The sequence below is a fragment of the Streptomyces sp. NPDC089424 genome (assembly GCF_044749345.1).
In the GTDB taxonomy this organism is placed as follows: Bacteria; Actinomycetota; Actinomycetes; order Streptomycetales; family Streptomycetaceae; genus Streptomyces.
Map to the genome: position 1 here is coordinate 231,858 of NZ_JBIVHU010000007.1, position 21,089 is coordinate 252,946.

General features: G+C 73.6%; 18 protein-coding genes. 8 read left to right on the forward strand and 10 right to left on the reverse strand.

Translation table 11 applies throughout. The features are described from left to right. Positions 1-609 precede the first annotated feature (609 nt). The gene (locus tag ACIP2X_RS28135; RefSeq protein WP_401677732.1) at positions 610-1,812 is read left to right on the forward strand and encodes an amino acid deaminase/aldolase; all 1,203 of its coding nucleotides are present in this window, start codon (positions 610-612) and stop codon (positions 1,810-1,812) included. Positions 1,813-1,815: 3 nt separating this feature from the next. Here the strand turns inward: ACIP2X_RS28135 and ACIP2X_RS28140 are convergent, their stop codons facing one another. Genes ACIP2X_RS28140 through ACIP2X_RS28155 form a run of 4 tightly spaced genes read right to left on the reverse strand, consistent with a single transcriptional unit; the run spans position 1,816 to position 6,298 of the window. Then, on the reverse strand, positions 1,816-2,730 hold the full coding sequence (locus ACIP2X_RS28140) for a DUF2510 domain-containing protein (RefSeq protein ID WP_401678303.1): 915 nt from the start codon (positions 2,728-2,730) through the stop codon (positions 1,816-1,818). Between the two features lie 27 nt (positions 2,731-2,757). Further along, a complete protein-coding gene (locus tag ACIP2X_RS28145) occupies positions 2,758-3,549 on the reverse strand; it encodes a 3-oxoacyl-ACP reductase (protein WP_401677734.1) in 792 nt (263 codons plus the stop codon). Continuing rightward, complete coding sequence (locus ACIP2X_RS28150; RefSeq protein ID WP_401677737.1) at positions 3,546-4,931, reverse strand: aldehyde dehydrogenase family protein; 1,386 nt, start codon at positions 4,929-4,931, stop codon at positions 3,546-3,548. The genes ACIP2X_RS28145 and ACIP2X_RS28150 overlap by 4 nt, the downstream gene beginning before the upstream one ends. Before the next feature lie 8 nt (positions 4,932-4,939). Then, positions 4,940-6,298, reverse strand: coding sequence for a glutamine synthetase family protein (locus ACIP2X_RS28155; RefSeq protein WP_401677740.1), 1,359 nt, complete (start codon positions 6,296-6,298; stop codon positions 4,940-4,942). Between the two features lie 118 nt (positions 6,299-6,416). On the opposite strand from ACIP2X_RS28155, the gene ACIP2X_RS28160 reads away from it, so the two are divergent. From ACIP2X_RS28160 to ACIP2X_RS28170, 3 genes are all read left to right on the forward strand, one after another. Further along, positions 6,417-7,160 (forward strand): FadR/GntR family transcriptional regulator, encoded by a 744-nt coding sequence (locus ACIP2X_RS28160; protein ID WP_401677743.1) that lies wholly within the window; start codon positions 6,417-6,419, stop codon positions 7,158-7,160. Between the two features lie 175 nt (positions 7,161-7,335). Then, complete coding sequence (gene eat / locus ACIP2X_RS28165) at positions 7,336-8,781, forward strand: ethanolamine permease (protein ID WP_401677746.1); 1,446 nt, start codon at positions 7,336-7,338, stop codon at positions 8,779-8,781. 50 nt (positions 8,782-8,831) lie between these two features. Then, positions 8,832-9,521, forward strand: coding sequence for a gamma-glutamyl-gamma-aminobutyrate hydrolase family protein (locus ACIP2X_RS28170; protein ID WP_401677748.1), 690 nt, complete (start codon positions 8,832-8,834; stop codon positions 9,519-9,521). Between the two features lie 28 nt (positions 9,522-9,549). Here ACIP2X_RS28170 and ACIP2X_RS28175 read toward each other — a convergent pair whose 3' ends face one another. Beyond that, on the reverse strand, positions 9,550-10,500 hold the full coding sequence (locus ACIP2X_RS28175; protein ID WP_401677751.1) for a LysR family transcriptional regulator: 951 nt from the start codon (positions 10,498-10,500) through the stop codon (positions 9,550-9,552). A gap of 70 nt (positions 10,501-10,570) precedes the next feature. Here ACIP2X_RS28175 and ACIP2X_RS28180 point away from each other — a divergent pair, with 70 nt between their 5' ends. Continuing rightward, positions 10,571-11,710, forward strand: coding sequence for a TDT family transporter (locus ACIP2X_RS28180; RefSeq protein ID WP_401677754.1), 1,140 nt, complete (start codon positions 10,571-10,573; stop codon positions 11,708-11,710). Here ACIP2X_RS28180 and ACIP2X_RS28185 read toward each other — a convergent pair. From ACIP2X_RS28185 to ACIP2X_RS28200, 4 genes are all read right to left on the reverse strand, one after another. Then, positions 11,622-12,341: a helical backbone metal receptor gene (locus tag ACIP2X_RS28185; protein ID WP_401677757.1), complete on the reverse strand. Its 720-nt coding sequence runs from the start codon at positions 12,339-12,341 to the stop codon at positions 11,622-11,624. The genes ACIP2X_RS28180 and ACIP2X_RS28185 overlap by 89 nt on opposite strands. A 2-nt stretch (positions 12,342-12,343) precedes the next feature. After that, positions 12,344-12,910 (reverse strand): helix-turn-helix domain-containing protein, encoded by a 567-nt coding sequence (locus ACIP2X_RS28190; RefSeq protein ID WP_401677759.1) that lies wholly within the window; start codon positions 12,908-12,910, stop codon positions 12,344-12,346. Positions 12,911-13,492: 582 nt separating this feature from the next. Continuing rightward, complete coding sequence (locus ACIP2X_RS28195; protein ID WP_401677762.1) at positions 13,493-15,313, reverse strand: ABC transporter permease/substrate binding protein; 1,821 nt, start codon at positions 15,311-15,313, stop codon at positions 13,493-13,495. After that, entirely contained in the window at positions 15,306-16,388 is a 1,083-nt protein-coding gene (locus ACIP2X_RS28200) for a glycine betaine/L-proline ABC transporter ATP-binding protein (protein WP_401677765.1), read from the reverse strand. Before ACIP2X_RS28200 ends, ACIP2X_RS28195 begins: the two co-directional genes overlap by 8 nt. Before the next feature lie 168 nt (positions 16,389-16,556). Between ACIP2X_RS28200 and ACIP2X_RS28205 the strand changes: the two genes are divergently transcribed. The 3 genes from ACIP2X_RS28205 to ACIP2X_RS28215 all read left to right on the forward strand — a co-directional run bounded on the left by ACIP2X_RS28205 (position 16,557) and on the right by ACIP2X_RS28215 (position 19,531). Continuing rightward, positions 16,557-17,519, forward strand: a complete 963-nt coding sequence (locus tag ACIP2X_RS28205) for a 5'-3' exonuclease H3TH domain-containing protein (protein ID WP_401677768.1) — start codon at positions 16,557-16,559, stop codon at positions 17,517-17,519. Positions 17,520-17,643: 124 nt separating this feature from the next. Then, complete coding sequence (locus ACIP2X_RS28210) at positions 17,644-18,495, forward strand: siderophore-interacting protein (protein WP_401677771.1); 852 nt, start codon at positions 17,644-17,646, stop codon at positions 18,493-18,495. An 88-nt stretch (positions 18,496-18,583) separates the two neighbouring features. Continuing rightward, entirely contained in the window at positions 18,584-19,531 is a 948-nt protein-coding gene (locus ACIP2X_RS28215; RefSeq protein WP_401677774.1) for an RluA family pseudouridine synthase, read from the forward strand. Here ACIP2X_RS28215 and ACIP2X_RS28220 read toward each other — a convergent pair. Next, the gene (locus ACIP2X_RS28220) at positions 19,525-21,063 is read right to left on the reverse strand and encodes a cytochrome P450 (protein ID WP_401677777.1); all 1,539 of its coding nucleotides are present in this window, start codon (positions 21,061-21,063) and stop codon (positions 19,525-19,527) included. The two genes, ACIP2X_RS28215 and ACIP2X_RS28220, sit on opposite strands and share 7 nt — an antisense overlap. Between the last annotated feature and the right edge of the window lie 26 nt (positions 21,064-21,089).

Below are 21,089 nucleotides of genomic sequence, written 5' to 3' on the forward strand. Positions count from 1 at the left end.
GGGGCGGGGCCTCGGGGAGCCGAGAATCGGACGCCGCGGCCGGGCGTTGGCCTGGACGGGGCGGGGCCTCGGGAAACCGGGCTTCCGACGCCGCGGCCGGACGGGGCGGGGCGTCGGGGAAGCGGGCGGAGGCCGGCGGTGGGGGCGGCGTCAGGGGACCGTCGCCCCGGCTCCCCGGAACCCGGGGACCGGCGCCCCTGCCGTCCGGCGACGACGGCGAGCCGTCGCCCGGGAAGGCGGAGCCGGGCCGGGACCCGGGGTGCGGCGCGGAGGGGGCCTTCGCGGGGCGTTCCGCGGCGGCGCCGGACGGTCTCGGGGGGTGGGGCGGGCGGGGCGGGACCGGAGCGTGCTGCGCTTCCGTGCTCATGCGGCCCCCGTTTCGTCGTGCCCGTGCCCGTCTCCCCGTACGCGGGCCGCCCCGTCAAGTCGCAGGCATACCCGCGCGGACGGTCCGGCATCCCGGCGTGGCGGCGGGCGGAGTCGTTCCTCCCTGCGTCCGCGTCACTCTACGGGTTGGCCCGGCCGATGCGGGAACCAGTCCGCGAGGCCGGGGCATCTGCCCGGAACATCCCCCTACCCTGCGGTAATCCTGTCTGGCAGGCTTCGTTCATGACTGTGCGTGCCGCCGACCGGGCCCGTTACGACCGGGCCACCGCCGCTCTCGACGCCCCTGTCGCGATCGTGGACCTGGACGCCTTCGACGCCAACGCGGACGACATGGTCCGCCGCGCGGGCGGGAAGCCGATCCGGATCGCCAGCAAGTCCGTGCGCTGCCGTGCCCTGCTCGAACGTGTGCTGGCCAGGGACGGTTTCGCCGGGGTCATGTCGTTCACGCTCGCCGAGTCCCTGTGGCTGGCCCGCTCCGGGTACGAGGACGTCCTGCTCGCCTACCCGTCCGCCGACCGCGCCGGTTTCGCCGAACTCGCCGCCGACCCCAAGCTCGCCGCCGCCGTCACCGTGATGGTCGACGACCCCGCCCAGCTGGCCTTCATCGACGAAGCACGCGACGGGGGCGGTGAAGTCGTGCGGGTCTGCCTGGAGTTGGACACCTCGTTGAGACTGCTCGGCGGGCGGGTGCGCGTCGGCGCCCGCCGCTCTCCGCTGCACTCCCCCGCCGACGTGGCCGACCTGGCCCGGCTGGTGGCCCGGCGGCCGGGATTCGAGGTCGTGGGGATCATGGCGTACGAGGGGCACATCGCAGGCGTGGGGGACGCCGTGGCAGGGCGTCCGGTGCGCTCGCGGGCGGTGCGGCTGATGCAGGCCGCCGCCCGGCGGGAGCTGGCCGAGCGGCGCGCGGCCGTGGTGCGCGCGGTGCGGGCCGTGGTGCCGGGTCTTGAGTTCGTCAACGGCGGTGGCACGGGCAGTGTGCAGCACACCGCCGCCGAGGACGCGGTGACCGAGATCGGCGCCGGTTCGGGGCTGTACGTACCGCGCCTGTTCGACAACTACACGTCGTTCAGCGGCCGTCCGGCGGCGCTGTTCGCCCTGCCCGTGGTGCGCAGGCCCGGCGTGGGCGTGGTGACGGTCCTCGGTGGCGGCTATCCGGCGTCCGGGGCGGCCGGCGTGGACCGGCTGCCGGTCCCGTATCTGCCGGAGGGCCTTCGCTACGACCCCCAGGAGGGCGCCGGGGAGGTGCAGACGCCGCTGCTCGGTTCACCGGCCGACGACCTGCTGATCGGCGACAAGGTGTGGTTCCGGCACGCGAAGGCCGGCGAGATGTGCGAGCGGTTCGACACGCTGCACCTGGTGGAGGGTGACCGGGTCACGGCGACCGTGCCGACGTACCGGGGCGAGGGCCGAACGTTCCTGTGACGGTCAGCCCGGCGGGCTGATCCCGGCGCCCACCCCGCCGCCGGTCTCCGCGTCGCCGACGGGCCTGATCCCGTCGGTGATCCGGTCCATGTCGGCGGGTGGCGGCCCGTCCGGGCCCGCGTCGAACACGTAGCGCACCACGACCGAGGCCTCCGTGCCCACACTGGACTGGAAGGCGAGGGACTGGACGTAGCCGCCGGGCCCGTCGGCGGTGACGACCCGCCAGCGGACGAGGTGTCCGGCGCGGCCCGCGACCGCCACCGGCTCCGACTTGACCACCCGGTGCGACTCGATGCCGCCGAAGGGGCGCCGGCCGAGGACGTCACGGTCGTACGCCTCGTCGGCCGCGTCCGCGATGTCCGCCTCGGCGAGCGCCTTGGGGGACGTGCCCTCGCTGCCGGCGGCCGTGCGGGAGAAGACCAGGCCGCGCCGGCACAGTCCCTCGTCGCCCGGGCAGTCGTACGTCCCGTCGGTGGTCATCATGACGTGGTCGAGGCTGATGTTCTCCGGGCGGACCCAGCCGTCGAGCAACGGCAGGCTGATGCCGTTGAGTTCGTCGACCACGACGTCCGGGTCCTCCGCCGGGGACTCCGGGGCCGGCGACTCCGGGGCCGGGGTGGCCGGCGCCGTGGCGGTGGTGCCGGGGGGCGCGGTGACCGCCCGCGGGCCGCCGCCCTTGGCCTCGCCGTCCCCGCCCGTGCCGTAGACCACGGCGGCGGTGACCGCGGCGGCGGCCAGGAGCAGCCCGGCAGCGGCCAGGGCCACGCCCCTGCGCCGGGGGGAGGTGGCGCCGCCGACCGGGGACGGCGGGCCGGGGGGCTCGTGCGGGCGCAGGTGCCCGGTCCAGGCCGTGCCGTCCCACCAGCGCTCGGCGTGCGGGGCCGACGGGTCGGGGTACCAGCCGGGCGGGGGTGACATGCTCACCCCGGCACTGTAGGCGGACGGCTACAGCGGTGTGACGTACGCCCCCGAGATCCCGCCGTCCACCAGGAAGTCCGTGGCGTTGACGAAGGAGGAGTCGTCGCTGGCCAGGAACGCGACGGCGGCGGCGATCTCGTCGGCCTCGGCGAACCGGCCGAGCGGGATGTGCACGAGGCGCCGTGCGGCGCGCTCCGGGTCCTTGGCGAACAGTTCCTGGAGCAGCGGGGTGTTGACCGGGCCGGGGCAGAGCGCGTTGACGCGGATGCCCTCGCGGGCGAACTGCACGCCGAGTTCACGGGACATCGCGAGGACGCCGCCCTTGGACGCGGTGTACGAGATCTGCGAGGTGGCGGCGCCCATCCGGGCCACGAAGGACGCGGTGTTGATGATGGAGCCCTTGCCCTGGCGGCGCATGTAGGGGATGGCGGCCTTGCAGCACAGGTAGACGGAGGTGAGGTTGACCTCCTGGACGCGCTTCCAGGCCTCCAGGCCGGTCTCCAGGATGGAGTCGTCGTCGGGCGGCGAGATCCCGGCGTTGTTGAAGGCGACATCGACGCTGCCGTAGGTGTCGTACGCCGTCTTGAACAGCGCCTCGACCTGCTCGGGGTCGGTGACGTCGACGTTCACGTAGATCCCGCCGACCTCCTCGGCGGCCGCCTTGCCGCGGGCCTCGTCGACGTCGCCGCAGACGACGTGCGCGCCCTCGGAGGCGAGCCGTCGGGTGGCGGCCAGACCGATGCCGCTGCCGGCTCCGGTGACGACGGCGGTGCGGCCGACCAGCCGGCGGCAGATGCTTTCCTCGGGCGATGCGCTCACTGTGCGGGGCCTTCCGTGCGGGAGTGCGTGCTGATGAAGACGTTCTTGGTCTCGGTGAAGGCGGCGAGCGCGTCCGGTCCGAGTTCGCGGCCGATGCCGGACTGCTTGAAGCCGCCGAACGGGGTCCAGTAGCGCACGCTGGAATGCGAGTTGACCGACAGGTTGCCCGCCCGTACGGCCGCCGAGACACGCAGGGCGCGGCCGACGTCCCGGGTCCAGATGGAGCCGGCGAGGCCGTAGTCGGTGGCGTTGGCGAGGCGGACGGCGTCGGCCTCGTCGTCGAAGGGCAGGACCACGGCGACGGGGCCGAAGACCTCCTCGACGGCCACGCGCGCCTCGGGGTCGACGCCGGTCAGGACGGTGGGCGGGAACCAGAAGCCGGGGCCCTCGGGCGCCTTGCCGCGGATGCCTGGCGCGTCCGGGTCGACGTAGGAGCGGACGCGGTCCAGCTGGGTCCGGGAGATGAGCGGGCCCATGTCCGTGGCCGCGTCGGACGGGTCGCCGACCCTGACCGCCTCGACGGCGGGGGCGAGCAGCTCCAGGAACCGGTCGTAGGCGGTGCGCTGGACGAGGATGCGGGTGCGGGCGCAGCAGTCCTGGCCGGAGTTGTCGAGGAAGGACATGGGGGCGGCGGCCGCGGCGGCCTCCAGGTCGGCGTCGGCGAAGACGATGTTGGGGCTCTTGCCGCCGAGTTCGAGGGTGACGCGCTTGAGCCGGGCCGCCCCCTTGGCCAGCACCTGCTTGCCCACCGCCGTCGACCCGGTGAAAACGATCTTGGCGACGCCGGGGTGCTCGACGAGGGCGTCGCCCGCGACCGGTCCGTGGCCGGGGAGCACCTGGAACAGGCCCTCGGGCAGGCCCGACGCCAGGGCGAGTTCGGCCAGCCGCAGGGCGGTCAGCGGGGTCGTCTCCGCGGGCTTGAGGATCACCGCGTTGCCCGCCGCGAGGGCCGGCGCGGTGCCCCAGGCCGCGATCGGCATCGGGAAGTTCCAGGGCGCGATGACGCCGACCACGCCGAGCGGTTCGAGGATCGTGACGTCGAGGCCGCCCGCGACCGGGATCTGACGCCCGGTCAGTCGTTCCACTCCTCCGGCGGCGTAGTCGAGCAGGTCGCGGACGTTGCCGGCCTCCCAGCGGGCGTTGCCGATCACATGACCGGCCTCGCGTACCTCCAACTGGGCCAGTTCCTCCCGGTGTTCGTCCACCGCGACGGCGAACCTGCGCAGCAGGCGGGCGCGGTCGCCCGGGGCCAGCGCGGCCCATCGGGTCTGGGCCCGGCCGGCCCGTACGACCGCGGCGTCCACGTCCTGCGGGGTGGCGGCGGGGACGGAGGCGAGGACCTCCTCGGTCGCGGGGTCGAGTACGTCGAGCAGTCGGGACACCTGATGCCTCACAGACGTTCGAAGGAGCGGCGCAGCTCCCAGTCGGTCACCGCGGCGTCGAAGGCCTCCAGTTCGACGCGCGCCATGTTGCGGTAGTGGGAGACCACCTCGTCGCCGAAGGCGGCCTGGGCGATCGGGCTGTTCTCCCACAGCTCGGCCGCCTCGCGCAGGGTGGTCGGCACCTGCGCGAAACCGGCGGTGTAGGCGTTGCCGGGGCAGGCCTCGGGCAGCTCCAGTTTCCGCTCGACGCCGTACAGCCCCGCCGCCACCATTCCCGCCACCGCGAGGTAGGGGTTGACGTCGCCGCCGGGCAGCCGGTTCTCGAAGCGCAGTGCGGCCCCGTGGCCGACGACCCGCAGCGCGCAGGTGCGGTTGTCGTGGCCCCAGGCGACGGCGGTCGGGGCGAAGGACCCCGGCTGGAACCGCTTGTAGGAGTTGATGTGCGGCGCGTAGAGCAGCGAGAAGTCCCGCAGCGCGGCCAGCTGCCCGGCGAGGAAGTGCCGCATGAGCTCGGACATCCCGTCGTCGCCGGGCATGACGGTGCGGCCCTGCTCGTCGGCGAGCGAGAGATGGATGTGGCAGGAGTTGCCCTCGCGCTCGTTGTACTTGGCCATGAAGGTGAGGGACACGCCCTCCTGGGCGGCGATCTCCTTGGCGCCGGTCTTGTAGATCGCGTGCTGGTCGCAGGTGACCAGGGCCTCGTCGTAGCGGAAGACGATCTCGTGCTGACCGGGGTTGCACTCGCCCTTGGCGGACTCGACGGTCATGCCGGCGCCGGTCATCTCGTTGCGGATGCGGCGCAGCAGGGGCTCGATGCGGCCGGTGCCGAGGACCGAGTAGTCGATGTTGTACTGGTTGGCCGGGGTGAGCCCGCGGTAGCCGGCGTCCCAGGCCTGCTCGTAGGTGTCCTGGAAGACGATGAACTCCAGCTCGGTGCCGGCCCGCGCGCTCAGGCCGAGCTCGGCGAGGCGGTCCAGCTGGCGGCGCAGGATCTGCCGGGGCGCGGCCACCACCGGGGAGCCGTCGGCCCAGGCGAGGTCGGCCATCAGCATGACGGTGGCCTCGTTCCACGGGACGCGGCGCAGGGTGCCGAGGTCGGGGTGGAGGGCGAAGTCGCCGTAGCCGCGGTCCCATGAGGACATCGCGTAGCCGTCGACGGTGTTCATCTCGATGTCGACGGCGAGGAGGTAGTTGCAGCCCTCCGTGCCGTGCTCCAGCACCTCGTCGAGGAAGAAGCGGGCGGCGAACCGCTTGCCCTGCAGGCGCCCCTGCATGTCCGGGAAGGCCAGGACGACGGTGTCGATCTCACCGCCCGCGACGAGGGCGTGCAGCTCCTCGACGCCGAGCGGGGGTGTGCGGTCTGCCACGGGAGGTCCTCCTCGGTGCGTCTTCCGTCGTCCGCCGGCTGCTGTGCGCTTCTGCCGACCGGGTCGGGAGCCATAAGGTATTGCCGAGAACCTTTGCTTGGGAAGGGGGCACGGCGAGATGGCGCTGGATCCGGTGAATCCCGGCGGCGGCGCCGGGGACCGGTTGGCACCGGTGCTCCGGCCCGTGCGGGCGGGCAACGGCTTCGAGGAGGCGCTGGAGCAGATCCTGCAGGTCCTGCGGCTCGGACTGGTGCCCGGCGGTGAGCGGCTGCCCGCCGAGCGGGAGCTGGCCGAGCGGCTCGGGATCAGCCGGGTGACGCTGCGCGAGGTGCTGAAGGTGCTCCAGGACCAGGGCCTGGTGGAGGCGCGGCGGGGGCGGTACGGCGGAACGTTCGTGCTGCCGCGCGCGGACGCCGGCGGCGAGGACGAGCTGCGGCGGCGGGTGGCCGGGGTCGACATCGAGGACGTGCTGCGCTTCCGCGAGGTGCTGGAGGTGGGTGCGGCCGGGCTGTGCGCCGCGCACGGGCTCGCGGACCGGCAGGCGCGGCGGCTGCGCCAGGCGCTGACGGCGACGCGGGAGGCTCCGCTCGCCGACTACCGGCGGCTGGACACCCTGCTGCACCTCACGCTCGCCGAGTTGTCGGGGTCCTTGACGCTGACCGCGCAGTACGCGGCGGTCCGGGCCACGGTCAACGACCTCCTGGACTGCATCCCGCTGCTGGTGCGCAACCTGGAGCACTCGCAGCGCCAGCACGCCGCCGTGGTGGAGGCGGTGCTCGACGGGGACGCCGACGCGGCGCGGGAGATCATGCGGGAGCACTGCGGGGGGACGGCGGCGCTGTTGCGCGGGTTCCTGACCTGATCCGGCAGCGGTGCGCTCCCGGCCGCGTTCACCACGGATTGACGCAGGGGTCTTGCTTTCCCCGGCCCGCCGCACAAAGGTATGCAACCACTCCATTGAGCCGGCGGCCGGTGAGCGGTCGCGGCGCCGCCACCGACCCGTCCTCCGTGTCCGCCGCCCCCTGGGGAGTCGTCCCATGCCCGTGGATCCCGCAACACCGCCCGCCGCCCCCGAGACGGACGACTACCTGGAACGCCGGGCGCTGCGCCGCGGCAGCGCCGGCTGGCTGCTGCTGACCGGCCTCGGCGTCGCCTACGTCGTCTCCGGCGACTACTCCGGATGGAACTTCGGCCTGGCCGAGGGCGGCTTCGGCGGACTGGCCGTCGCCATGCTGCTCATGGGCGCGATGTACACCTGCATGGTCTTCGCGCTGGCCGAGCTCTCCTCGATCCTCCCCACGGCGGGCGGCGGCTACGGCTTCGCCCGCCGCGCCCTCGGCCCCTGGGGCGGCTTCCTGACCGGTACGGCGATCCTCATCGAGTACATCCTGGCGCCCGCCGCCATCGTCATCTTCATCGGCGACTACGTCGAGTCGCTCGGCCTGTTCGGCCTGGAGTCCGGCTGGCCCCTGTACCTGGTCTGCTTCGCGATCTTCCTCGGCATCCACCTGTGGGGCGTGGGCGAGGCCCTGCGCTTCAGCTTCGTCGTCACGGGCATCGCGGTGGCCGCGCTGGTCGTGTTCGCGGTGGCGGCCCTGCCCTCCTTCGACTTCTCCTCGCTGGACGACATCCCGGTGGACTCCGCGGCGCTCGGCGCGAGCTCGTGGCTGCCGATGGGGCTGCTGGGCATCTGGGCGGCGTTCCCGTTCGGCATGTGGTTCTTCCTGGGCGTCGAGGGCGTGCCGCTGGCCGCCGAGGAGACCAGGGACCCCGCCCGTACGCTGCCGAAGGCGATCCGCTGGTCCATGGGCATCCTGGTGGTCCTCGCCGTGGTCACCTTCTTCGCGGCGGCCGGCGCACGCGGTTCGGCGGCGGTCCAGGACGCCGGCAACCCGCTGGTCGAGGCGCTCCAGCCGGACGGCGAGGCGACGGCGCTCAGCCGGGTCGTCAACTACGCCGGTCTGGCGGGCCTGGTGGCCTCGTTCTTCTCGCTGATCTACGCCGGCTCGCGCCAGCTGTTCGCGCTCTCCCGCGCCGGCTACCTGCCACGGTTCCTGTCCCTGACCAGCGGCCGCAAGGCCCCCTACCTGGGACTGCTGGTGCCGGGGGCGATCGGCTTCGGCCTGGCCGCCGGCACGGGCGACGGCGCCCGGCTGCTGAACGTCGCGGTCTTCGGCGCCACGATCAGCTACGCGCTGATGTCCCTGTCGCACATCGTGCTGCGCCGCCGGGAGCCGGGCCTGCCACGGCCGTACCGCACGCCGGGCGGTGTGCTGACGTCCTCCGTGGCCCTGGTCCTGGCCTGCGCGGCGCTGGTGGCCACGTTCCTGGTCGACGTCACCGCGGCGTTCATCGCGCTCGGCGTGTACGTCGTGGCCGTGGCGTACTTCGGCCTCTACAGCCGAAAGCGGCTGGTCGCGAAGGCGCCGGAGGAGGAGTTCGCGGCGCTGGCGGCGGCCGAGGCAGAGTTGGTCCGGGACTGAACATCACCGGTTCCACGCGACACCGGTTGCGCGAAGCGAGGGAGCACAGGGTGGCCAGACCGCTGATCGGCGTCAGCACCTATCTGGAGACGGGAGCGCGCTGGGGCGTGTGGGAGCTGGACGCGGCACTGCTGCCGGCCGGGTATCCGCGGCTGGTGCAGCGGGCGGGCGGCCTCGCGGCGATGCTGTCGCCGGACGCCCCGGAGCACGCGGCGGCGGCGATCGCGCGGGTCGACGGCCTGGTGATCGCGGGCGGCCCGGACGTCGATCCGGACCGCTACGGCGCCGTACGCGACCCGCGCACCGGACCGCCCGCGCGCGAGCGTGACACCTGGGAACTCGCCCTGATCGGCGCCGCGCTGGCGGCCCGGGTGCCGCTGCTGGGCGTCTGCCGGGGCATGCAACTGCTCAACGTCGCCCTGGGCGGGACCCTGGTCCAGCATCTCGACGGGCACGCGGAGCTGGTGGGCGTCTTCGGCGGGCACCCCGTCAAGCCGGTCCCCGGCACGCGGTACGCCGCTCTCGTCGCGGAGGAGACGACCGTGCCGACGTACCACCACCAGTCCGTGGACCGGCTGGGGAAGGGCCTGGTGCCCTGCGCGCACGCGGCGGACGGGACGGTGGAGGCCGTCGAGATGCCCGGCGACCACTGGGTGCTGGGGGTGCAGTGGCATCCGGAGATGGGGGAGGATCCGCGGGTGATGCGGGGCCTGGTGGAGGCGGCCGCCCGGCCCGCCTGACCCGGGGCCGGGCGCACGGGAGCCCCGGTCACCTGGCCTTGGGTGACTTGCGCGTCAGCCCCAGCAGTTCGCGCGCCGGTCCCGCCGGGCGGTGGCCCGTGCGCCATACCGCCCGCAGCTCGCGCCGCAGGGGGACGTCCACGGGGACGTTCACCAGGCGCCGGGTCGCCAGTTCCTCGCCGACCGCCAGTTCGCTCAGCACCGCCGGTCCCGCACCGCCGACCGCCGACGCCTTGACGGCCGTGGTGGAGGACAGCTCGATCAGGGGGCGGGCCAGGCCGCCCAGGGCCACGTCCAGGACCTGGCGGGTGCCCGAGCCCTTCTCCCGCAGGACCAGCGGCGTCGCCGCCAGTTCGTGCGCCGGCAGCGGGCGGCGGCGCCGGGCCCACGGGTGACCGGGCGCCGTCACGACGACGAGGTGGTCGTGGGCGACGACCACGGAGTCCAGCCCCGCCGGGACCGTCAGGCCCTCCACGAAGCCCAGGTCGGCCTCGTCGGCCAGGAGCCGCTGCGCGACGGCCGCCGAGTTCCCCGCGAGGAGCGAGACCGCCGTGTCGGGGCGCCCGGCGCGCAACGCCAGCAGCCAGCCCGGCAGCAGGTACTCGGCGATCGTCATGCTGGCCGCGACCCGCAGCCGCGAGTCCCGCCGGTCCCGCAGCGCCTGCGCCCCCGCGTCGAAGGCCTCCGCCGCCTCGACGACCCGCCGCGCCCAGTCCGTCACCAGCACACCGGCGTCGGTGAGGCGGGAACCACGCGGCGAGCGGTCCACCAGGGCCACGCCCAACTGCCGCTCCATGGACCGGATCCGGCTGCTCGCGGCCGGCTGCGTGATGCCGACCTCGCGGGCCGCGGCGCCCAGACTCCCGAGCCGCGCCACGGCGAGCAGCAGTTCCAGTGCCCCGAGATCCGGCACCCGGTGCGCCAGCGAACCCGCCCCCGGCGGCGTCCGTCCGTTTCCCTGCCCCTCAGCCCTGCTCATAACCCCACCTTATGTCCCCATAGAGACGTGGTCCCTGGTGCCGGTCGCCGACCGGCGCGACGGTGGAGGCATGATCACCGCCGCCCGTCCCGTGCCGCGCCCCACCGGGCGTGCCCTCGCCGTCCGTCACCTCGGACCGAACTGGTACGCCGCCGTCATGGGCACCGCCGTCGTCGCCACCGCCGGCGCCGCGCTCCCCGTACGGCTGCCGGGCCTGCGCACCCTCTGCGCGGGCTTCTGGGCGCTGTCCGTGGTGCTGCTGGCGGCCCTGCTCGTCGGGCGCGCCCTGCACTGGACGCACCACCGCGACCAGGCGCGCGCCCACCTGCGGGACCCGGCGACGGCGCCCTTCTACGGCTGCCTGGCGATGGCCCTGCTGGCCGTCGGCGGCGCCACGGTCGTCGTGGGCCGGGACTGGATCGGCACCGGGGCCGCGGTGGCACTGGACGCCGTGCTGTTCACGGCCGGGACGGTGTGCGCGGCGGCGGTCGCCGTCACGGTGCCGTACCTGATGGCCGTGCACGGCCGGCTCGACCGGCGGCAGGCGACGCCCGTGTGGCTGCTGCCGCTGGTGGCGCCCATGGTGTCGGCGGCCATGGGGCCGCTGCTCGTGCCGCACCTGCCGGCCGGGCAGATACGCGAGGCGCTGCTGTGGACCTGCGTGGCGATGTTCGGGCTGAGTCTGCTCGCCACGCTGCTGACGCTGCCGGTGGTCTTCGCCCGCCTGGTCACCACCGGGCCGCTGCCGCTCGCCCTCACCCCGACGTTCTTCCTGGTGCTGGGCCCGCTGGGGCAGTCCACGACCGCCGTCGGCAACCTCGCGGACGCCGCGCCGTTCGGCGCCCACGTCCCCGTCGTGGCCTACGGCGTGCCGGTGACGGGCCTCGCGCTGCTGTGGGCCGTGGCGGCGGCCGCGCTGGTGCTGCGGGCCCGCCGGCGCGGCATGCGCTTCGCCATGACGTGGTGGGCGTTCACGTTCCCGGTCGGCACCTGCGTCACCGGCGCCGAGGCCCTCGGCCGGCACACCGGCGCACCCGCCTTCGACCAGCTCGCCATCGGTCTGTACGTCGTCCTGGTCGCCGCCTGGACCGCCGTCGCCGTGCGCACGGCACGGGGGCTGCTCAGCCGCGAGCTGCTCGCAGGACCTCGCCCAGCACCCGTGGCGCCTCGGCCAGCGACGGTCCGTACCACGTCAGGTGCCGTCCGCTGACAAGGGCGCAGGGCAGCCCCTCGAAGGCCTCCGGGCCGTCGTCGGCGGTGAAGCGGTAGGGCTCGTCCGGCAGGACGACCACGTCGGGAGCGGTGGCGCGCAGGGCGTCCAGGGGGACCTTCGGGTAGCGGTCCGCGTGGTCCGCGTACCGGTGGTCGACGCCCAGGCGGGCCAGGACGTCGCCGGCGAAGGTGGCGCGGCCCAGGACCATCCAGGGCCGGCGCCAGATCGGTACCACGGCCGTCCGCCGCGCCTTCGGGACCGGGTGCCGCGCCCAGGCCGCCTCCGCGTCCCGCAGCCAGCCCGGGCGCGCCGGGGCACCGCAGGCGTCCAGCACCCGGGACAGCTCACGGAAGGCCTGCGGCACGTCGCGCACCTCGGTCACCAGCACGTCGACGCCGGCCGCGCGCAGGGCGTCGAGGTCGGGGGCGCGGTTCTCCTCCTCGTTGGCGATCACCAGGTCGGGGGCGAGCGTCAGGATCCGGTCGACCTCGGGGTTCTTGGTGCCACCGACACGGGTGACGGCCAGGTCCGCCGGGTGGGTGCACCAGTCGGTGGCGCCGACCAGGACGCCGGGGGCCGACACCGCCACGGCCTCCGTCAGGGAAGGCACCAGCGAGACGGCGCGCACGGCTAGCGGTGCCGGTCCTGGACGGCCTCGACGTGCTCGGCGACGGCGACCACCAGCACCCGGGTGTCCGGCACGGTCGCCCGCCAGCGGTGCCGCACTCCCCCGGTGAGGTACAGGGTGTCGCCTCGGCCGAGGCGGTACGCGCGGCCCTCCGCCTCGATCTCGACGGCGCCGTCGGCGACGTACATCAACTGGTCGTTGCGGTACTGGATTTCCCGGCCGGCCTCGTGGTCGCCGGTGAACTCCGAGGCGTGCATCTGGTGGTGGCCGCGCACCAGGGAGCGCACCTGCGGGTAGAGCCCCTGGTCGGAGGTGTCGGCGCGCACCACGTCGACACTGCACGCGGGGTCCGCGGCGGCGAGGAGTTCGACGGCGGTGGTGCGCAGGGCGTCGGCGACCTTCTCCAGCGAGCTCTGGCTGGGCCGCGCCCGGTCGTTCTCGACCTGGCTCAGAAAGGGGACCGACAGGCCGCTGCGCTCGGCCACGACGGCGAGAGTGAGCTCCAGGGCACGACGACGGCGCCGTACGGCCGCGCCCACCCGAAGGGGCTGCTCTTTGTGGTCGCCCATCGCTCCGGCTCCCTCCTTCGCTCGTCGGCCGGTCGTACGCCGCTGTCCGGGCGCACTCCTTTGTGATGAGTTCTCTGCACCCTACGCATGGTCGGCAAACCGTTTCATGCGGCCGTCACATCGCCGTCACGCAGCGTGGCCCGGGACCCTGCAATTCGCGCCACCGGACCGGCCTCGCGGCGTCGCCCGCCACGGCCTCGTGCCGCACGGCGAACGCCCTGTCCAGCGGGCCGGCCGCCGCCGTGCGCCGCGGGACCGCGTCGTCATGACCGCGACCCCGACGGTCGATCAGTACGAGCCTCCCGCTGTTCGGTTCAATGCGCGACCGGTCACCGATGTTCCCGCCGCCCGCCTGAGCCGACAAGGGGGCCGGCGGCCTCGCAAGTCGCGCCGGGTGCGGCGAAGTTGACGCGCGGGCTCTGGTGGTGGCGTAGCGCTGCGTGGTTGTCCGGATCCTTTTCGTGCGCCCCGGTGCACCCCGAGTGCCCGCGACACCACGAGGGGTGGGCGCGAGCGTCCACACACCCGCGCGTGCGTGTACGTCGCTGCCCACCCCTCGCCCCGGCGGCCGGAACGGTCAGGTCACCCGGCCGCCTGGCTCTTGCCCTCGCCCACGGGCGCCCACTTGTCCACCAGGCCGGGGTTCTGCTTCAGCCAGGTGCGCACGGCCTCCTGCTCCTGCCCCTTGCCCGACTTCTGGATCTGCGCCTCCAGACCGGTGAGCTGCTGCTCCGTCATGGAGAAGTTCCGCAGCCAGGCGCCGACCTCGGGGTTGTCGCCGGCGAAGCCCTTGCGGGAGAGGGTGTGCACGCCGTCGCCCTTGCCCCAGGCGCCCTTGGGGTCCTTGAGCTTCTTCAGGTCGTAGTCGCTGTAGGCCCAGTGCGGCGACCAGAGCGTGACGACGATCGGCTGCTTCTTGGCGTACGCCCGCTCGAGCTCGGCGAGCATCGCCGGGGTGGAGCCGTCGACGACCTCGTACGAGTCCTGCAGTCCGTAGGCGCCCAGCACCTTGTCCTTGAGCATGCCCATCATCCCGGCGCTCGGCTCGATGCCGACGATCCTGCCGTCGACGTCGGAGGCGTGGTCCTTCAGGTCCTCCAGGGAGTTCACGTCCTTCATGTAGGACGGGACGGTCAGCTCCAGCGAGGTGGGGCCGAACCAGGAGCCGAGGTCGTCGAGCTGCTTGCCGTACTTCTTCCAGTACTCGGCGTGCGTGGTGGGCAGCCACGAGTCGGTCTGGAAGTCGACCTGGCCGGTGGCGAGGCCGGTGTAGAGGGGGCCCGCCGTGTACTGCGTGGTGGTGACGTCGAAGCCGCGCCGCTCCAGGAGCTCCTTCCACAGGAACGTCGAGGCGATGCCCTCGTCCCACGGGATGTAGCCCAGCTTGAGCTCCCTGCCCTTGCCGACGTCCGTGGCGGAGGCCTGGGCGGTGCCCGCGGGGGTGGCGAAGACGCCCATGCCGCCGGCGACCAGGGCGAGGACGACCACGCCGACGACCGCGACGACCGGGCGGGGGCGGTGGTCCCACACCCGGCGGTCGCCCGCGAGGCGGGCCCGGGCGGCGGCACGGCGGCCGAGCGGGGAGATCTGCTCGCCGAGCGCGCCCGTGATCCGGTCCAGGTAGATGGCGAGGACGACGATGCCGAGGCCCGCCTCGAAGCCGAGGCCGATGTCGAGCTGGCCGATCGCCTCGTTGACCGCGCCGCCGAGACCGCCGGTGCCGACCATGCCGGCGATGACGACCATGGACAGGCCGAGCATGATGACCTGGTTGACGCCCGCCATGAGGGTCGGCAGGGCGAGCGGCAGCTGTACCCGCAGCAGGGTCTCGCGCGGCGTGGTGCCGAAGGCCTCGGCGGCCTCGACGAGTTCGGCGTCGACCTGGCGGATGCCCAGCTCGGTCATCCGGACACCGGGCGCGAGGGCGAAGATCAGCGTGGCCACCACGCCGGCCGGCACGCCCATGCCGAAGAACAGGATCGCCGGGATCAGCAGCACCATCGACGGCATCGTCTGGAGCAGGTCCAGGACGGGCCGTACGAAGGCGCTCACGGTCCTGGAGCGGGCGGCCCAGATGCCGAGGGGTATCGAGATCACCAGCGCGATCACGGTCGCCACGATCACCAGCGACAGGGTCGACATGGCCTGTTCCCACAGGTCCAGCGAGTCGATCAGGGCGAAGCCCGCGAAGGCCAGGAGGCCGCCGAGCAGGCCGCGCAGCCACCAGGCGAGCACCGCGAGGATGCCGGCCAGGAGCAGCGGCTGCGGGGCGGTGAGGACGTCGCTGATGACGTCGTACATGCCCTCGACGAGGGCCTTGACGGCGTCGAAGAGCCAGGAGAGGTGGTTGACGAGCCAGGCGACCCCGGAGTCGACCCAGTCGCCGAGACGCAGCCTAGGCATCGGCGGTCACCGCCTTGGCGCGCGGGCTGCCGCAGGACACGGGGGGTGTGCCCCGTTCGTCGCCGAGGAAGCCGACCAGGCGCTGCTTCGGCACCACTCCGACGAGCTCGTGCTCGGGCCCGAGCACGGCGACGGGGTGCGTCAGCCGGGCGCTGATCGCGCAGAGCTCGCTGAAGGGGGTGTCGGGCGTCGCGGTCTCGCAGCCGCAGTCGGCCTCGTCACCGCGGACCTCGGCGTCCATGACGGCCCCCGCGGTCAGCACCCGGGAGCGGTCGACGTCCTGGATGAAGGAGGCGACGTAGTCGTTCGCGGGGCGCAGCAGGATGTCCTCGGCGGTGCCGGTCTGCACGATCCGGCCGTCGCGCATGACGGCGATCCGGTCGCCGAGGCGCATGGCCTCGTTCAGGTCGTGGGTGATGAAGACGATGGTCTTCCTCAGCGTGCGCTGAAGCTCCAGCAGCTGGTCCTGCATGTCGCGGCGGATCAGCGGGTCCAGCGCGCTGAAGGACTCGTCCATCAGCAGCACGTCGGCGTCGGTGGCGAGCGCGCGGGCGAGGCCCACGCGCTGCTGCATGCCGCCGGACAGCTCGTCGGGCCAGGACCCGGCCCAGCCGTCCAGGCCGCACAGGGCCAGCGCCTCGCCGGCGCGGCGCTCGCGCTCGGCGCGGGGCACGCCCTGCACCGCCAGGCCGTAGGCGGCGTTCTCCAGGACGCTGCGGTGCGGGAACAGCGCGAAGTGCTGGAAGACCATGCTGATCTTCTTCGCCCGGACCTCGCGCAGCTCGCGGTCGCCGAGCGCCGTCAGGTCCTGGCCGTCGAAGGCGACCGTCCCCGCGGTCGGCTCCAGCAGCCCGTTGAGCATGCGCAGCAGCGTGGACTTGCCGGACCCGGACAGGCCCATCACGACGAAGATCTCGCCCGGTTCCACGGTGAAGGACGCGTCGATCACGGCGGCCGTGGCGCCGTCGGCCCGCAACTCCTCCCGGTCGGCTCCCGCGCGGAGCCTTTCCACCGCCTCGTCCGGTCGTCTGCCGAACACCTTGTGGAGATGCTGGGCCTCAAGCCTGGCTGACACGCGTACCTCTCGTCTCGACGGCAAGGATCGGAGACGAAGGGCCGTAGGGCCGCAAACGGTTGAACATGCAACCGGGCTCGCTCCGAGGCGGCGCCTGCCCAGAGGCACCCGAGGCAAACACGACCGTGATCCGGCTCACAGAACGATCACGGCTGCCACGCCCCGGCCATGACCGGGTGGCTGTCGGTGGGGTACGGCATGATGCGGGACGTGACCGGACGACTGATGCTCCTCGACACCGCCTCGCTCTACTTCCGCGCCTACTTCGGCGTCCCGGACTCCGTGAAGGCACCGGACGGCACCCCGGTGAACGCCGTGCGCGGACTGCTCGACTTCATCGAGCGCCTGGTCAGGGACCACCGGCCCACGCACCTGGTGGCGTGCATGGACGCCGACTGGCGCCCGCAGTGGCGGGTCGACCTCATCCCCTCGTACAAGGCGCACCGGGTCGCCGAGGAGCACGAGGGCGGCCCGGACGAGGAGCAGGTGCCGGACACGCTGTCACCGCAGGTGCCGGTCATCGAGGCGGTCCTGGACGCCCTCGGGATCGCGCGGGTGGGCGTCGCAGGCTACGAGGCGGACGACGTCATCGGCACGTACACCGCGCGGGCCGCCGGCCCGGTCGACATCGTGACCGGCGACCGCGACCTGTACCAGCTGGTGGACGACGCGCGCGGCGTGCGCGTGCTGTACCCGCTGAAGGGGGTGGGCACCCTCCAGCTCACGGACGAGGCGTGGCTGCGCGAGAAGTACGGCGTCGCGGGCAGTGGGTACGCCGACCTCGCCCTGCTGCGCGGCGACCCCAGCGACGGCCTGCCGGGCGTGCCGGGCATCGGCGAGAAGACGGCGGCCAAGCTGCTCGCCGAGTTCGGCGACCTGGCCGGCATCCTGGCCGCGGTCGACGACCGGAAGGCCAGGCTCACTCCCACCCAGCGCAAGCGGCTGGACGAGTCGCGGCCCTACCTCTCGGTGGCGCCGACGGTCGTGCGGGTCGCCGCCGACGTGCCGCTGCCGGACGTCGACACGGCCGTGCCGCGCGCCCCGCGCGATCCGGCGGCGCTGGAGACGCTGTCGGAGCGCTGGGGACTGGGCGGCGCGCTGCGCCGCCTCCTGACCACGCTCGAATCGTGACAATCCCGGCGAGTCGGACTCCTACACTGGAACACCTGAGGACGCACTTGAACAGCTGAGAGGCGTCCGCGGGGCGGGGATGCTAGCTTAGGTAAGCCTAAGTTATCGGATCAGGGAGGCCGTCATGGCAGATCGTCCGGCCCGCCAGCCGCGCAAGGCCCACTCCGCGCAGGTCGTCCGCACCGAACGGCTGACCCCGCACATGCAGCGAGTGGTGCTCGGCGGCGACGGTCTCGCCGAGTTCGAGGCTGCCACCTGTACCGATCACTATGTGAAGCTGCTCTTCCCGACCGGGGGCGCCGTCTATCCGGAGCCCTTCGACCTGCAGCGGATCCGTGAGGAGTTCCCCCGCGACCAGTGGCCGGTCACCCGGACGTACACCGTGCGGTGCTGGGACCCCGAACTGCGCGAACTGACCCTGGACTTCGTGCTCCACGGCGACGAGGGCCTGGCCGGACCGTGGGCGATGCGCGCCCGGCCCGGCGATACCCTGCGCTTCCTCGGCCCCGGCGGCGCCTACGCCCCGGACCTGAGCGCCGACTGGCATCTGCTGGCCGGTGACGAGAGCGCGCTGCCCGCGATCGCCGCCGCCCTGGAGTCGCTCCCCGACGGCGCCGACGTACGGGCCTTCGTGGAGATCTCCGGGCCCGAGGAGGAGCAGAAGATCGACTCGGACGTGGAGGTCGTCTGGCTGCACCGCGGCGAACGGCCCGTGGGCGAACTCCTGGTCGACGCGGTACGGACGCTGGACTGCCCCGAGGGCCGGATGCACGCCTTCGTGCACGGCGAGGCGGCCTTCGTGAAGGAGCTGCGCGCCCTGCTGCGGCTGGAGCGCCAGGTGCCGCGCGAGGACCTGTCCATCTCCGGCTACTGGCGCCTCGGGCACAACGAGGACGGCTGGCAGGCCTCGAAGCGCGAGTGGAACGCCCGGATCGAGGCGGAGCAGGAGACCGGAGCGACGGTCTCGGCCGCGTAGGCACGCGTTCGGGCGACGGCACACGTCGACGTCCGCGGAGCCTCCCGCCCAGACCTCGTCCTCGCCCCGGCGCCTAGGCTGAGCGGCTATGACACGCAGGACCCGCATTCCCCCCTCCCCGCTGCCGCAGCGCGACGGGGTGGACCCGGTACGGGTGCGGCTGCCCTTCGAGGGGACGTGGGCGACCGTCCGGGAGCATCTGGTGGAGCGGCTCACGGGCGCCGGGGCCGGAGCCGTGGACGCGATGTTCGCGGCCGGGCTGATCGTCGGGGCGGACGGCACGGCGGTGGCGCCGGACGCCGGGTACGAGCCCGGGATGTTCGTGTGGTTCCACCGCGAACTGCCCGCCGAGGTGCGGGTGCCGTTCCCCCTGGAGGTCGCCTACCGCGACGAGCACGTCGTCGTCGCCGACAAGCCGCACTTCCTCGCCACCACCCCGCGCGGCAGCCATGTCACCGAGACCGCGCTCGCCCGGCTCCGCCGCGAGCTGGACATCCCTACGCTCAGCGCCGCGCACCGGCTGGACCGCCTCACGGCCGGGCTCGTGCTCTTCACCGTGCGGCCCGCGGAACGGGGCGCCTACCAGGGCCTGTTCCAGCACCGGCAGGTACGCAAGGTGTACGAGGCGGTGGCGCCGTACGATCCGGCCCTCGCACTGCCGCGAACCGTACGCAGCCGGATCGTGAAGGAGCGCGGGACGCTGACCGCCCGCGAGGTCGAGGGCGAGCCGAACGCGGTGAGCCGGGTCGAGCTGATCGGGCACCGCGCGGGCCTCGGCCGGTACCGGCTGGTGCCCGGCACCGGGCAGACGCATCAACTGCGGGTGCACATGAACGCGTTGGGCGTCCCGATCCTCGGTGATCCGCTGTATCCGGTGGTGAGGGACCCCGTGCCGGCCGGTGACTTCCGGCGCCCGCTGCAACTGCTGGCGCGGGAGCTGGAGTTCACCGACCCGGTCACGGGGCTGACGCACGCCTTCCGGAGCGGGCGGACCCTGACGGCCTGGACCGGAGATCCGGAGTGGGCCGGTCAGTAGCCGCGCCACCAGCGCAGGAACCGCTGCCAGGCGCCCATCCTGCGGGGGCCCGCCGGTTCCGCGACGGGCGCGGCAGGCGACGGCCGGCCCGGCATCCCGGACGCGGCGGCCGCCGGGTACGGGGGTACCGCCGGCTGCGCGGCGGCTGCCGCCGGGACGACGCCGGGGGCCGGGTCGGGGGCGGCGGTGCCGAGCTGCCACTCGGCGCGCGGGCGGTGCACGGGTTCCATCCCCGGCTTCTCCATCACGTCCTGGCGCGGCGAGGGTTCGAACCGCACCGGAAGCTCCACCAGATGGCGTGAGGAGATCGACTCGGCCCAGTGCAGGTCCTCCTCGTCGCAGTCGAGTTCGACGTCCGGCATCCGCATCAGCAGCGCGTCGACACCGATGTCGGCGATGGCACGGCCGATGTCCTGGCCGGGGCACTCGTGCGGGCCGCCGCCGAAGGCGAGGTGGGAGCGGTTGCCCTGCATGTTGGCGGTCAGGTCGGGCCGCACCCGCGGATCGACGTTGCCCGGGGCCGGGGCGAACAGCAGCCCGTCGCCCTTGCGGATCCGCTGCCCGCCCAGCTCGGTCTCCTGCTTGGCGAAGTAGGCGAAGACCGCGCTGAACGGCGGCTCGTCCCACAGCGACTGCTCGACCGCCTCGGGCACGGTCATCTGCCCGCCGTTGAGCTGGGCGCGGAAGCGCGGGTCGGTGAGCACCGTGCGCAGCACGTTGGCCAGGAGGTTGGCGGTGGCCTCGTAGGCGGCGATCAGGACGACCCGCAGGTGTTCGCGCACCTCGTCGTCGGTGAGGCCGGCCGGGTGGGTGACGAGGTGGCTGGTGAAGTCGTCCTCGGGCTGGGCGCGCCGCTGGGCGGCGAGCCGGCCGAGGGCGTCGACGATGTACTGGTTGCTGGCGATCGCGGTCTCGGTGCCCTTGAGCATGTCGCGCGCGGCGTGCACGATCCGGTCGCCGTACTCGTCGGGCATGCCGAGGATCTCGCACATCACGGCCATCGGCAGGTGGTCGGCGTACTGGCCCACCAGGTCGGCCTCCCCCACCTCGCAGAACCGGTTGACGAGGATCTGCGTGTAGCGGGTGATGTGCCGGCGCAGGCTGCGGAAGTCGATGGTGGAGACGGCGCCGGTGACCGCGCCGCGCAGCCTGAGGTGCTCGTCGCCCTCGGCGTGCGAGCAGATGGGCTGCCAGGCGATGTGCGGCATGAGCGGGTGGTCGGGCTTGACCATGCCCTCCAGCAGCGGGCTCCAGATGCGGCTGTCGCGGGTGAACTGGGTGGGCGAGCGCACCATGTGCAGGTTCTCGGCGTGGCCGAGGACCACCCACATCGGTACGTCGTCGTGGAGGAGGACCGGCGCCACCGCACCGTGCTCGGCGCGGAGCCGCTCGTACAGGGCACCCAGGTCACGCGCGTCGGGGCCGTAGAGCCGGTGCAGCCCGCCGGGGCCGAGGTTGTGCGCGGGGCAGCCCGGGGGCGGGCTGATGCCGAGGTCGTCCGTGTCTGTCGTGGAGTGGGATTCAGGCGTCACAGCGAGTCGCTTTCGGGAACTGTGGG

Coding starts and splice junctions, on each gene's coding strand:
- ACIP2X_RS28135 (WP_401677732.1), top strand. CDS start 610: ATGACTGTGCGTGCCGCCGACCGGGCCCGTTACGACCGGGCCACCGCC.
- ACIP2X_RS28140 (WP_401678303.1), bottom strand. CDS start 2,730: ATGTCACCCCCGCCCGGCTGGTACCCCGACCCGTCGGCCCCGCACGCC.
- ACIP2X_RS28160 (WP_401677743.1), top strand. CDS start 6,417: ATGGCGCTGGATCCGGTGAATCCCGGCGGCGGCGCCGGGGACCGGTTG.
- eat (WP_401677746.1), top strand. CDS start 7,336: ATGCCCGTGGATCCCGCAACACCGCCCGCCGCCCCCGAGACGGACGAC.
- ACIP2X_RS28175 (WP_401677751.1), bottom strand. CDS start 10,500: ATGAGCAGGGCTGAGGGGCAGGGAAACGGACGGACGCCGCCGGGGGCG.
- ACIP2X_RS28180 (WP_401677754.1), top strand. CDS start 10,571: ATGATCACCGCCGCCCGTCCCGTGCCGCGCCCCACCGGGCGTGCCCTC.
- ACIP2X_RS28190 (WP_401677759.1), bottom strand. CDS start 12,910: ATGGGCGACCACAAAGAGCAGCCCCTTCGGGTGGGCGCGGCCGTACGG.
- ACIP2X_RS28195 (WP_401677762.1), bottom strand. CDS start 15,313: ATGCCTAGGCTGCGTCTCGGCGACTGGGTCGACTCCGGGGTCGCCTGG.
- ACIP2X_RS28205 (WP_401677768.1), top strand. CDS start 16,557: ATGACCGGGTGGCTGTCGGTGGGGTACGGCATGATGCGGGACGTGACC.
- ACIP2X_RS28210 (WP_401677771.1), top strand. CDS start 17,644: ATGGCAGATCGTCCGGCCCGCCAGCCGCGCAAGGCCCACTCCGCGCAG.
- ACIP2X_RS28215 (WP_401677774.1), top strand. CDS start 18,584: ATGACACGCAGGACCCGCATTCCCCCCTCCCCGCTGCCGCAGCGCGAC.